The organism is Pseudomonas sp. S3_A09, assembly GCF_054668065.1.
The window spans coordinates 4,849,259-4,861,155 of sequence record NZ_CP162752.1 but is presented as its reverse complement, the minus strand read 5'-3'; the positions used below and the strand labels follow the sequence as shown (position 1 = coordinate 4,861,155).

Sequence of the window (11,897 nt, the reverse complement as noted above, 5' to 3'; positions counted from 1 at the left end):
GCTGGGGAAGTCCCTCCCCAGTCGTGCCCGGATAACTTAACGAGTGTGAACATGAGCCCTTCCCTGTCACTCCTTGAAGAGTCACTGCGCCTGCACACGGCCCGCCTGAAAAGGCTGCAACGGTTCTGGGTGCCGCTGCAACAGCACGCGCCAAAGTGGGTGCTGGCGCTGTGGATCATCGGCGTTTCCGTGTCGCTGGCGACCCAGTGCTGGTGCCACTGGTTCGTAACCGCGCCGCTGATCTGCGTGTTGATCGTCGCGGAAATCGTGATCGACGAGACGCAAATGACACTGCAGTTGCGCACCGATGCCGTTCGCGACGCGTTGAGAGCGGCCCGTGACAGGTTTTCATACGCCTGAGCCTCTCGCGTAAGGCGTTGGCATCGGCTCACTACTGAACGCTTCGACTTCCTGTATCAAACCTCGCGCAGCCATCATCACCAGATCACGTCCCTTGTCCGGGCTGGCCTGCGCCGGGTCTGAACCCATGCGCCCGTCCACATGGCGCGCACGGAAATCAAAGGCTTCACGGATCGGGCCCCAGGGCGCGATTTGAGGCGAGTAGTCAGCGGTTTTGATCGCCTCCGGGTAGGCCCATTGGGTCACCGCTATCTCCGACGGTGTGGCATGAATGCCGTGCCCGGTGGGGAACTGTTCCTTGGCCAGTTCACCGACACCTTCAAGGTCCCACCAATTGCATAACTTCAGCGCGAATCCCGCAGGGCGCCGGGCGAAACTTGCCTCGGCGTACAACTCGGAGAATGCGGCTTCAATGGAGGCGACATTGCCGCCATGACCATTGAGGAGCAGGATCTTTTCAAAGCCGTGGGCGACCAGCGAGTGCACCCAGTCGCCGATGGCGGCAATAAACGTCGAGGGTCGCAGCGAGATCGTGCCGGGAAAGCCGATGTGGTGCTGGGCCATGCCTATGTTGAACGTTGGCGCGATCAGGATATCGGCGCTTTTTTGCGCCTGGCACGCAATGATCTCCGGGCACATCCAATCGGTGCCCAACAAACCGGTGGGGCCGTGCTGCTCGTTGGAGCCGATCGGAATCACGATGGTGCGGCTGCGCTCAAGGAACTGGCCGATCTCGGCCCAGGTCGACAGGTATAAAAGCATGATGGTTTCCTCGTTGGTTTCAATGACTGCGGATGTAATCGCCCGTCTGCCCGGTGCGTGTTCGCGGTTTGGTTGCGATGATCACGAAGGCCGCGCACAGGAACACACAGCCCACGGCGATGAGCCCCGTGTCGAGGCTGCCGGTAGCGGTTTTGGCCCAGCCGATCATGGCCGGGCCCCAGAAACCACCGGACAGTCCGATGGTATTGATCAAGGCAATGCCGCCCGCGGCCGCTTCGCCCTTGATGTGCTCGGAGGGCATCGCCCATAACACGGTGTAGGCCATGAACATCATGCTGATCGACAGGGTCAGCAGTGCCATCGACACCAGCAGGTTGCCGCCTGCCAGGGGATAGAGGATCAGCAGGACGGCGCCGGTGGCAGCAGGGATGGCGCAGTGCAGGCGTCGCTCGCCGAGGCGGTCCGAACGCCGTCCGATCCAATACATACCGAGTGCCGCGCCGACATAAGGCAACGCGGCGTACCAACCCAACTGCTGGGTGTCGTTGACGCCCAGGGCTTTGATGACGGCCGGCAGCCAGAAGCTCATGGCGTAGATCGAAAAGATGATGCAGAAGTACGCCGATGCCAGGACATATAGCTTGGGGTCGCGCAACACGGCACGAAATGAATGGCTGCGCGCGCTCGCAGTGCCCAGTTCGGTTTCCAGCAACTGCTTTTCGGCGGCATTCAGCCACGGCGCGTCTGCGGGCCGATCACACAGCACGACGTACATGAGCACGCCGAGAAACACACAGGGCAGGCCTTCGATCAGGAACATCCATTGCCACCCGGCCAGGCCGCCGACGCCGGCAAACGTGGTGATCAGCCACGCTGAAATCGGGCCACCCAGGATGCCGCCCATGGGCCCGGCGATAAACACGATGGCAATCGCCCGCGCCATGCGGCTCGGGCCGTACCAACGGGACAGGTAATAGATCATGCCCGGTGCAAAACCGGCTTCGAACACACCCAGCAAAAAGCGCATGGCATAAAACGTCGGCACGTCGCGCACAAACAGCATGCAGGCGGAGGTGATGCCCCACAGCACCAGAATGCGGCTGAAGGTTTTGCGCGCGCCGATGCGCGGCAGCATCAGGGTGCTGGGCAATTCGAACAGCACGTAGCCGACGAAGAAAATCCCGGCACCGGCGCCGTACGCCGCATCGGACAAGCCCAGGTCGCTTTGCATCTGCAGCTTGGCGAAGCCGACATTGATGCGGTCCAGATAAGCGAAGACGTAGCCGATGAACAACAGCGGCAACAGCCGCCAATTGAGTTTGTGGTAGAGGGCAGCAATGGCCTCGTTGGTTGCGGGTGCCGGAGCGGTTGGCATACGTGTCTCCCATTATTCTTGTGGGTGCTGCGGGCTTGCCAATCCATGGTGCGCCGCGCCATTATCGCCAGCAAGAGCAACTAAGTTCGCGTAGTGTTGCTTTATAGGCAACGCAACCTTTACGACGGTGACCCTCATGCGAGAGATCAATCAACAACGCCTGCGCTACTTTCATGAAGTGCTGATGCACGGTTCTATCCGGGGTGCGGCGGACAGCATCAACACCTCGCCGTCGGTGATCACCCGCCAGATCAAACTGCTGGAAGAAGAACTCGGCGCGAAGCTATTCGAGCGCCAGGCCCGTGGCGTACAACCGACCGAGGCGGCCGCGCATTTGCTTGAATTCTGGCGCGGTTATCGTTCACAGCAGGAGAAACTCGAAGACCAGTTGCAGGCGATCAAGGGCTTGCAGCAAGGCCATGTGCGCGTGGTGATCAGTGAAGGGTATGTCGATGTGCTGGTGGACAACGTGCTCGCGCCTTTCTGCAAGCAGTACCCCAAACTGGAAGTCACGCTGGATATCCTGCCGGTGGTGGATGTGCTCAACGAAGTCGCTGAAAACCGTGCGCACATTGGCCTGGCGTACAACCCGCCGACGCACCCGCACATTGAGTTTCGCGCTGCCTCCTTGCAGCCGGTGATGTTGCTGGTGCGCCCCGACCACCCATTGGCTGTGCGCGGCAGCATGGCCAGTGTGCAGGACGTGCTCGAATGCCCGCTGGTCCTCACCCCCACCACCTTCGGCATCGGGCACGCCATCACCCTGCTTGAGTATGCCGAGAAGATCCAGGTGCGCCCGACCCTGGTCAGCAATTCGCTGGCGGCGCTCAAGCGTCTGGTTGCCAGTGGCGACTTTGCCTCGCTGGCCGGGGAGTTCGCGGCCTCTCGGGAGATCGAAAATGGCGAGCTGGCATCGGTGCTGATCGATCACCCCCTACTGCTGGGGGTGGAAGCCAAATTGCTGGTGAAGGCCGCACGCCCGTTGGCAGCCCCCGCCCAGGAGCTGTTGGACTGGATGCTGGCGCGTTTGCCGATGTTCAAGTCGCAGGCATAAGCAGGCTTACCGGGTGCGGGAAACCAGTTCTGGATTGAACATCCCCTCAAAACGCGCTTTGTTCGCCGCGTAATACGCCGCCACCGCCTTGTCTGCCGTGCTCTCCCGCGCCTGCATCATCAACGCTTCGAGGTCGGCCTGGGGGAGGGAGAAATGCGCAAAGAAGTACGCCACCTCGGGGTGTTCCTGGCTGAAGCCTTTGCGGGCCATGGCGTGGATCTGTTCGGCGCCGCCGAAGATCTGCTTGGGATCCTCCAGGTAGCGCAGCGACCATTTGGAGAACATCCAGTGCGGGCTCCAGGCGTTGACCAATGACCACTTGTCACGCTTGAGATTGCGGTCCATCTCGTTGAGCATGCCGCTTTCCGAAGACCCCACCAACTTGTAGCCCGTCAACTTGTAGTCCTCGATCGCCTTGACGGTGAGTGTGTACTGGCCGTTGCCGACTTCGGAGGTCAAGATCTTGCCGTCGAACTTCTCGCGGATCCCAGGCTTGTTCAGGTCCTCCACGCTGGCGACTTCTGCAACCGGCACCGAGGTGGGCACGGCCATGCCGATTCGCCCTTCATACAGCACGCCAAGGTCTTCGAGCCGGTCCTTGTACTTGTCGTAGAACGCCTTGTGGGTACTGGGTAGCCAGACCATCGGAATCAGGTCGATGTTGCCGTTGGCCAGCGCCTGGAACTGGATGCCGATGTCGGCCATCACCAACTTGACCGGTTGCTTGAGATGCTCTTGCAAGGCCGTACTGGCGAGCTTGACGGTGATTTCCGTGTCGGACCAGTTCACCCAACCGATGCGGACCGGTGGTTTTTCCTCTGCTTGGGTCACCGCCGCACTGGCTCCCAGCGCAAGGCCGAGCAGGTAGGCACAGGCTTTTTTCCGATAGTGCACATGAGCATTCATCAGGCGTCCTCCTAAGGGGTGAGGCCGATCTTAGCGATGAGTTCAGGGCCCCGCAATAAAAATGTACATGCATGTCAACCATGATTGACACCTATGTACATTTATCCTAATTTCAGATCGCCGAGCCTGATGATGCCCACTACGGAGCACAGAATAATGTCCAGCGATCCCCTGCTGCAGCCTTACAAAATCAAGCACCTGACCCTGCGCAATCGGATCATGACCACGGCCCACGAACCGGCCTACCCGGTGGACGGCATGCCGCAGGCGTTATACCGCGCCTACCACGTCGAGCGCGCCAAGGCGGGCGTGGCCTTGACCATGACCGCAGGTTCCGCCGCCGTATCACGGGACAGTCCGCCGGTGTTCAACAACGTGCTGGCGTACAAAGATGAGGTGGTCGGCTGGTTGAAGGACCTGACCGATGAGTGCCACGAACACGGCGCGGCGGTGATGATTCAGCTAACGCACCTGGGCCGTCGTACACGCTGGGACAAGGCCGACTGGCTGCCGGTGGTCTCGCCCTCGCACCGCCGCGAGGCGTCACACCGCTCCTTCCCGAAGAAGCTGGAAGACTGGGACATCGAGCGGATCATCAAGGACTACGTCGACGCCGCCGAGCGTATGAAAGCGGCCGGATTGGATGGCCTGGAACTGCAAGCCTACGGTCATTTGATGGACCAGTTCTGGTCGCCACTGACCAACGAGCTAGAGGGCCCTTACGGTGGTTCCCTGGAAAACCGCATGCGCTTTACCTTCGACGTCCTGCGCGGCATTCGCCAGCGCGTCGGTGAAGACTTTCTGCTGGGCGTGCGCTACACCGGTGACGAAGCGCTGCCGGGCGGGTTCACCGCCAACGAAGGCCTGCAGGTGTCGCACATGCTCAAGGACAGCGGGCTGGTGGACTTCCTCAACGTGGTACGCGGGCACATCGATACGGACGCGGGCCTGACCGACGTGATTCCGATCCAGGGCATGCGCAACTCGCCGCACCTGGAGTTTGCCGGCGAGATCCGCGCGTCCACCGGATTCCCCACCTTCCACGCGGCGAAAATCCCGGACGTCGCCACCGCACGCTACGCCATCGCATCGGGCAAGGTGGACATGGTCGGCATGACCCGCGCCCATATGACCGACCCACATATCGTGCGCAAGATCATCGAGCGGCGCGAAGAGGATATCCGGCCCTGTGTCGGCGCCAACTACTGCCTGGACCGCATCTACCAGGGTGGCGCTGCCTACTGTATCCACAACGCGGCGACCGGCCGGGAAACCAGCATGCCCCACGACATTCCCAAGGCGGCCGTAAAGCGCAAAGTGCTGGTTATCGGCACGGGCCCGGCCGGGCTGGAAGCCGCAAGGGTTGCCGGCGAGCGCGGTCATGAGGTGACAGTACTGGAAGCGGCAGACCGGCCCGGCGGGCAAATCCGCCTGACTGCCCTGAGCGAGCGGCGTCGCGAAATGATCGGCATCATCGACTGGCGCATGGCCCAGTGCGAACGCCTTGGCGTGACATTCCACTTCAATACCTGGGCCGAGGCCGAGACGGTGCTGGCCCATGAGCCGGACGTGGTAATCGTCGCCACCGGCGGCATGCCCCATACCGAGGTGCTCGCCGAGGGCAATGAACTGGTGGTGTCGACCTGGGACATCATTTCCGGCGACGTCAAACCGGGGCGTCATGTGTTGATCTTCGACGATGCCGGCGACCATGCCGCGCTGCAAGCCGCCGAGGTGATTGCGCAAAGCGGCGCGAGCGTCGAAATCGTCACCCCGGACCGCGCGTTCGCCCCGGAAGTCATGGCCATGAACCTGGTGCCCTACATGCGCAGCCTGCAGGACCTGGACGTGATCTTTACCGTGACCTATCGGGTCGAGTCGGTGGAGAAACGCGACGGTCGGCTGGTCGCCCGTTTTGGCAGTGACTACGGCACGGTGCACAAACAGCGGGTGGTCGACCAGGTGGTGATCAACCATGGCACGGTTCCGCTGGACGACCTGTACTTCGACCTGCGCGCGCACTCCAGCAACGGCGGCGCGGTCGAGCAGCACGATTTGATTGCCGGCAACGTGCAGAATATCGTGACCCACGCCGAGGGCCGCTTCCAGTTGTTCCGGATCGGCGATGCGGTGGCCGCACGCAATACCCATGCGGCGATCTACGATGCGTTGCGCTTGGTCAAGGACCTCTAAAAAAGCTCAAATACGCCCGGTGCGGTTTCGGCGTAGCCAAATGCCCCATAGAAGCGGTCCAGTTCACGCCGCTTCAACGCCTTGCCGGTGAACACGCTGACATACTGGGGAATACGCCGGAACCGCACCACCACATCCTCGGTGGTGTTCATCGAGATATAGCCGATCTGCGTCAGGTAGATGGTCCGGGCACGCACATCGGCCGCCTCTTCATCGTAGCCAAAACGCCGGAACATACCGGTCAGCGCGTTGATACGGGTGTCATCGGCCAACGCGATTTCTGCCGAGACGTCCGCCGATTGCATCGCCCAACTGCGTACGGCAAATTCGAATTGCGAGTCGAACAATTCCGGGTTCAACCAGCACTCGAAGACGTTGAGGATGGCTTCGGAAATACTCTCGGCATAACGTTCGCACTGGTGCACCAGGTTGCCGGTGTTCTTGTCGCGCCAGCGGGTCAGCAAGGCGGCGAGCAATTGCTCGCGGTCCTCATAGAACCAATAGAAACTGGTACGCGACAAGCCCAATTGCTTGGCCAGTGGCATGACGCGTACGGCGTCGATGCCGGACTCTTTCAAGGCGGCGTAAGCGGCGTCCAGCCACACGTCGACCGAGCCTCGCCAGCCGGTGTCCTGGGCCTTGCCTCGCGGTTTTGCGGTGTGCGACATCCGGGGGTTACCTTTGCCAGGGAATTGCACGCCACTCTACACCGCAAGACGTGCAGCGCACAGGGAATGTACATCGACGTACATTTCCTGTACGCCCTGCCCGACCCATCGCTTGGGCAGTTTGAAGGCTCAACGCCCCCAACCTTGCACTAACTTGAACGATTCTGCGCTTTTACCTCTCCATTAAGCAGGACCCCAGACACAAGAACGGCTTGTGTCAGTTCTTGTGCGAGCTACGAACCCGGCACCCTAGGCGCCCTTCACCGCGCTCGCCTACGACGACCTTGAGGTAAAGGCCATGGCCGCGAACACGCGTGAAGCATCGACACCCTTCGTCCCGGACGAACTCGCAAGGAATGCCGAACTGTTCTACGAAGCAGATCGATTGGAGAAAGCCGCCTACGACATCATTGACACTAGCCTGGCGGATGCCGATGCCTGGCTGCGTTTTTCTGAAGCCAAGCGGGTGGCCGAGACGAAACGCGCTGAAGCGTACCAAGACCTGCTGCGCATCCGGCGCACTACAGTGGGGTCGAGGCCCCGGCAAGGACAGTGCTGCGACAGGTGATGTGCGCCTGCGCGATGCAGACCTGAAAGAGTAGCCAGCTACGGAAAACCCGACGTTACTTGCCGGGATGCCGCGCGCCGCAACAATTGAACCCTGTGACAGGGGCGCCGGTCATACAGCGGCTGGGAGCCCCTCTAACTCGTCTATGGAAACAGCAGTGAAAAACCTGACTCGTGCAGAACTGGAGGCGCAAGTCCTGCATTTGCGTGCCCTGCTGGAAGGCGCAGGCCTTGATCCGTTGTCAGGTTCACCTGGCAATGGCGCGGCGCAGCGCTCTGTGGATGAAACGCAAGCATGCTACCGCCAGGCGGTGCTCGACCTGTCCAGCATGCGCGTTGAGCACACCGCACTGCGTCAGAGCGAAGAACGCTTTCGCACAATCCTGGAGACGGTCGAGTCGGCGTTCGCCATCGTCAAGGTCAAGTTTGACGCCGATGACCGACCGATCGACTACCGCTTCGTCGAAGCCAACCCGGCCTTCGAGCATCAAGCCGGGGTCGACCTGCGCGGCAAGTGGGTCACCGAATTCGCGCCGGACCTGGAACAGTTCTGGTTCGAGACCTACGGGCACGTGGCCAAGACCGGTGAGCCGGCAACCTTCGAAAGCTATGCCGAAGCATTCAAGCGCTGGTTCGATGTACGCGCGGTGCGCGTTGGTGATCCGGCTGACCGGCAAATCGCAATTATCTTCAGCGACGTCACTGAACGCCGCAACGCCGAGGAGCGTCTGCGCATCAGCGAGGCAGTGGCGCGGCAAAACGTGGAGCGTGTGCAACTGGCGCTGGCTGCAGGCGCAATCATCGGCACCTGGCACTGGGACATTCCCAGCGACCGCTTCAGCATCGATGAAGCCTTCGCCCGCGCCTTTGGCGTGGACCCAGCCTTGGGCCATGAGGGCCTTAGCCTCGCGCAGGTGATGACCTCGGTACACCCGGAAGACCGGGAGGGACTGACCACGGCCATCCATGCTGCGATTGCCCGGGGTGGCGCCTATGCCCACCAGTACCGCGTGCGTCGCGATGACGGTCGATATTATTGGATCGAAGCCAATGGGCGCGTTGACCTTGCCGAAGATGGCACACCGTTGACGCTGCCGGGCGTGGTCATCGATGTGGAGAGTCGCCGCTCTGTCGAGGCTGAGCGCGACCGTGCGACTGCCGCACTGCGCGCCCTGAATGAAACCCTGGAACAACGCGTGGCCGAGCGCACCGTCGAATTGATCCAGGCCGAAGAAAAACTGCGCCAGTCACAGAAAATGGAAGCCGTGGGCCAATTGACCGGCGGCCTCGCCCATGACTTCAACAACCTGCTCGCAGGTATCTCCGGGGCGTTGGAACTTACCGGGCTGCGCATCGCACAAGGGCGCTGGCAAGAAGTGGACAAGTACATCAGCACCGCACAGGGTGCGGCCAAGCGCGCGGCGGCGTTGACCCATCGTCTGCTGGCGTTCTCGCGCCGGCAGACCCTGGACCCACGTCCAACCGATGTGAACGTGCTGATGGAAGGCATGGGCGAACTTATCCAGCGTACGGTAGGCCCCAGCATCACGGTCGACACCCTCGGTGCCAGCGGCGTATGGCCGACACTGGTGGATGCCAGCCAGTTGGAAAACGCCCTGCTGAACCTGTGCATCAACGCTCGGGACGCCATGCCCCACGGCGGGCGTATCCGCATTGAAACCGCCAATGTATGCGTGGATGCTGCCACCGCCAGCGCCCACGACTTGACCGAAGGGGAATACCTGACGCTGACAGTCAGCGACACCGGCACGGGCATGACGCCCGAAATCATGGCCAAGGCGTTCGATCCGTTCTTTACCACCAAGCCCATCGGCCAGGGTACCGGCCTGGGGCTGTCGATGATTTACGGGTTCGCCAAGCAATCCGGCGGGCAGGCACGGATTGCATCGCAGGTCGGGCGCGGCACGGCGATCAGCCTTTACCTGCCGCGCTACCAGGGGCAGGCCATCGAGGCCGATCCTGAACTGGACAGTACCAGCGCCACCCCGGCCGAGCGCGGCGAGACCATCCTGATCGTGGACGATGAACCCAGTGTGCGCACCCTGCTGATGGATGTACTGGGCGGACTCGATTACAGCCTGATCGAAGCGAGCGACAGCATTACCGGCCTCAAGATCCTGCGCTCCGACGTGCATATCGACCTGCTGATCACCGATGTCGGCCTGCCCGGCGGCATGAACGGTCGACAGATGGCCGATGCTGGCCGAGAAGTACGGCCGGCGCTGAAAACCCTGTTCATCACCGGCTATGCCGAAAGCACCATCATCGGCGACAACAGCCTCGGGCCGGGGATGCAGGTGCTGACCAAGCCGTTTGCGATAGACACCTTGACGGCGCGAGTGCGGGAGTTGATCGAGTCGTAGCTATCAAGTGAAGGCGGTGAAGGGCAACCCTCAATTCATCGCGCAAAGACAGCCGTTGATTGATGATTGCGCCTCACACCAGCATTGCCGGCCGGCGTATTTATCCGCCCCTCGACACCCATTCAGCCGCCTTGAATCGGTCACGTGTGTAAGCCATTCGAGCCTCTGGACACAAAGAATGCCCGGACACTTGTGGGATAGATATCAACGCCGCCGGTAACTTTTCTGTCCGGCGGGCGTGAGGCAGTACACCCCACCCCGCGGGCCGGTGCAGTAAGTACCACTGCCGCAGCCGCAGCTGCCCGTACGACCTTGCAGCGGTTGCAACGCGGGCCGTGACTGCTGATTACCGGTGTAGGCCAGACAACTTCTTTTCGAGGCACTGATGGAGCCGTCGTTGCACAGGAATACGTCCCCATCACAACCGGCAATCCCACCCTTGCGACCTGAGCAAGGCGTATTGGCAGCCAGGCTGATCGTGCTCGACAGCATCAGGACAACGCCCAGCATGATCATCCGGTGATGAGAACGAGACATTACGTACCCTCAAACGATAGCGAAGACGCAATCAAGCACAGGGTTTCCTGCCGCAGATCCAATTCAGGTGTGACGTGCGTGGCGTGTCTTGAGGAGGAAAAACCAAGGGTGATTTGATCTCCATCTCACCCGAGCTGTCAGTCAATGGCGCCGAGTCGCCCATGGTGATTCGCGCCGCGGCCTTCATGATCCACTGATCCACATTGGCATCGCCCGAGCCCTTGACCATCGTCACCTGGGGCAGGCCACTGTCCGACTTGAAGCGATACGCCAACGTCACGGTCTTGGCTGCACCCGAGGCATTGACGGCCTCGAATACTTCCCCTACCGCCAGACGTCGCGTCTGCAAACTGACGAAACCTTTCATCCACAGTTGCTGATAACGCTGGGCCTGGCTTTCATTGAGCGGCTGCCCTGCTCTACGCAGACGGTTCATCGCCTCCCAGGCGTCATCGCGGCAGCGTTCGACCGCATCCAGATACAGCGCCAGCGCACCCGGCAAATCCTGCGGGCCACCCTTGCCCTCCTCCATGAGTCGCCCCAGTTGCAACACGGCGTTCTTGCCCGAGAGGCGGTAAAACTCACGTGCCTTGACATAGTCCACCGGCTCACCCTCACCGCGCTCGGCCATCTGCCCCAAGAGCACATTCACAGCCGGGTCAAGCTGGGCGGCCTCGACAAATAGCGCATGGGCCTGGCCGAAGTCTTGATCGACGCCGTAGCCGCCTTCCTGATACAACTTGCCCAGCATGGCCTTGCACGTGGCATTTCCATAACCCGCGTAGCGTTCGATATACCGCAGATTATCTCGCTCAAACGGCTTCTGGCCGGCGATCCACATACAGCGAAGGCCAACGAGTGGAGCGTTGTAGTCGGCGGGTCGGGTCAGGCTCTGGCAGCCCGTGATAGAGATCAACAGCAGTAGAAAAGTAAGCGTCTTGAACATGGCATCCATGCGTCCACTGAGAAACACGTGAAATCATTATGCCACTAATCAAGTCGACGGGGTCGGCTTGACGTTTACCGAAAGCACTACGGCCCGTGTATCGCTGCTGCTCAAGGCGGACGCGTGTTCGCGGAGCAACTCGGTATAAATGATACTTGTCGCAGGCCGGCACGAACGGCGGTGG

General features: G+C 61.1%; 11 protein-coding genes. 5 read left to right on the top strand and 6 right to left on the bottom strand.

Annotated elements, in window-relative coordinates:
• Positions 1-51: 51 nt before the first annotated feature.
• Positions 52-360: a hypothetical protein gene (locus tag AB4N92_RS22895; protein WP_010211252.1), complete on the top strand. Its 309-nt coding sequence runs from the start codon at positions 52-54 to the stop codon at positions 358-360.
• Here AB4N92_RS22895 and AB4N92_RS22890 read toward each other — a convergent pair.
• Together AB4N92_RS22890 and AB4N92_RS22885 are read right to left on the bottom strand one after the other, a co-directional pair.
• Positions 349-1,122, bottom strand: coding sequence for a creatininase family protein (locus AB4N92_RS22890; protein WP_010211253.1), 774 nt, complete (start codon positions 1,120-1,122; stop codon positions 349-351). The genes AB4N92_RS22895 and AB4N92_RS22890 overlap by 12 nt on opposite strands.
• 19 nt (positions 1,123-1,141) lie before the next feature.
• Positions 1,142-2,458, bottom strand: coding sequence for an MFS transporter (locus tag AB4N92_RS22885; protein WP_154847300.1), 1,317 nt, complete (start codon positions 2,456-2,458; stop codon positions 1,142-1,144).
• 136 nt (positions 2,459-2,594) lie between these two features.
• Here AB4N92_RS22885 and AB4N92_RS22880 point away from each other — a divergent pair, with 136 nt between their 5' ends.
• Positions 2,595-3,512: a LysR family transcriptional regulator gene (locus tag AB4N92_RS22880; RefSeq protein WP_010211255.1), complete on the top strand. Its 918-nt coding sequence runs from the start codon at positions 2,595-2,597 to the stop codon at positions 3,510-3,512.
• 6 nt (positions 3,513-3,518) lie between these two features.
• Here AB4N92_RS22880 and AB4N92_RS22875 read toward each other — a convergent pair whose 3' ends face one another.
• Positions 3,519-4,418, bottom strand: coding sequence for a glycine betaine ABC transporter substrate-binding protein (locus AB4N92_RS22875; protein ID WP_042571503.1), 900 nt, complete (start codon positions 4,416-4,418; stop codon positions 3,519-3,521).
• 156 nt (positions 4,419-4,574) lie between these two features.
• Between AB4N92_RS22875 and AB4N92_RS22870 the strand changes: the two genes are divergently transcribed.
• Positions 4,575-6,611 carry an NADH:flavin oxidoreductase gene (locus tag AB4N92_RS22870; RefSeq protein WP_010211257.1) on the top strand — a complete coding sequence of 679 codons (2,037 nt, stop codon included), beginning with the start codon at positions 4,575-4,577 and terminating at the stop codon, positions 6,609-6,611.
• On the opposite strand, the gene AB4N92_RS22865 is transcribed toward AB4N92_RS22870, so the two are convergent.
• The gene (locus AB4N92_RS22865; RefSeq protein ID WP_010211258.1) at positions 6,608-7,279 is read right to left on the bottom strand and encodes a TetR/AcrR family transcriptional regulator; all 672 of its coding nucleotides are present in this window, start codon (positions 7,277-7,279) and stop codon (positions 6,608-6,610) included. The genes AB4N92_RS22870 and AB4N92_RS22865 overlap by 4 nt on opposite strands.
• Positions 7,280-7,577: 298 nt before the next feature.
• Between AB4N92_RS22865 and AB4N92_RS22860 the strand changes: the two genes are divergently transcribed.
• Positions 7,578-7,847, top strand: coding sequence for a hypothetical protein (locus AB4N92_RS22860; protein ID WP_010211259.1), 270 nt, complete (start codon positions 7,578-7,580; stop codon positions 7,845-7,847).
• A 157-nt stretch (positions 7,848-8,004) separates the two neighbouring features.
• The gene (locus AB4N92_RS22855; RefSeq protein ID WP_010211260.1) at positions 8,005-10,230 is read left to right on the top strand and encodes an ATP-binding protein; all 2,226 of its coding nucleotides are present in this window, start codon (positions 8,005-8,007) and stop codon (positions 10,228-10,230) included.
• 204 nt (positions 10,231-10,434) lie between these two features.
• On the opposite strand, the gene AB4N92_RS22850 is transcribed toward AB4N92_RS22855, so the two are convergent.
• Both AB4N92_RS22850 and AB4N92_RS22845 read right to left on the bottom strand, forming a co-directional pair.
• Positions 10,435-10,746 carry a YdcA family protein gene (locus tag AB4N92_RS22850; RefSeq protein ID WP_021493365.1) on the bottom strand — a complete coding sequence of 104 codons (312 nt, stop codon included), beginning with the start codon at positions 10,744-10,746 and terminating at the stop codon, positions 10,435-10,437.
• 52 nt (positions 10,747-10,798) lie between these two features.
• Positions 10,799-11,713 (bottom strand): tetratricopeptide repeat protein, encoded by a 915-nt coding sequence (locus AB4N92_RS22845; protein WP_181195576.1) that lies wholly within the window; start codon positions 11,711-11,713, stop codon positions 10,799-10,801.
• Positions 11,714-11,897 lie beyond the last annotated feature (184 nt).

Excerpts from the sequence above, each read along its gene's own strand:
- AB4N92_RS22865 (WP_010211258.1), bottom strand. The coding sequence starts at position 7,279 with ATGTCGCACACCGCAAAACCGCGAGGCAAGGCCCAGGACACCGGCTGG.
- AB4N92_RS22860 (WP_010211259.1), top strand. The coding sequence starts at position 7,578 with ATGGCCGCGAACACGCGTGAAGCATCGACACCCTTCGTCCCGGACGAA.
- AB4N92_RS22850 (WP_021493365.1), bottom strand. The coding sequence starts at position 10,746 with ATGATCATGCTGGGCGTTGTCCTGATGCTGTCGAGCACGATCAGCCTG.
- AB4N92_RS22845 (WP_181195576.1), bottom strand. The coding sequence starts at position 11,713 with ATGTTCAAGACGCTTACTTTTCTACTGCTGTTGATCTCTATCACGGGC.
- AB4N92_RS22870 (WP_010211257.1), top strand. The coding sequence starts at position 4,575 with ATGTCCAGCGATCCCCTGCTGCAGCCTTACAAAATCAAGCACCTGACC.
- AB4N92_RS22895 (WP_010211252.1), top strand. The coding sequence starts at position 52 with ATGAGCCCTTCCCTGTCACTCCTTGAAGAGTCACTGCGCCTGCACACG.
- AB4N92_RS22875 (WP_042571503.1), bottom strand. The coding sequence starts at position 4,418 with ATGAATGCTCATGTGCACTATCGGAAAAAAGCCTGTGCCTACCTGCTC.
- AB4N92_RS22890 (WP_010211253.1), bottom strand. The coding sequence starts at position 1,122 with ATGCTTTTATACCTGTCGACCTGGGCCGAGATCGGCCAGTTCCTTGAG.
- AB4N92_RS22880 (WP_010211255.1), top strand. The coding sequence starts at position 2,595 with ATGCGAGAGATCAATCAACAACGCCTGCGCTACTTTCATGAAGTGCTG.
- AB4N92_RS22885 (WP_154847300.1), bottom strand. The coding sequence starts at position 2,458 with ATGCCAACCGCTCCGGCACCCGCAACCAACGAGGCCATTGCTGCCCTC.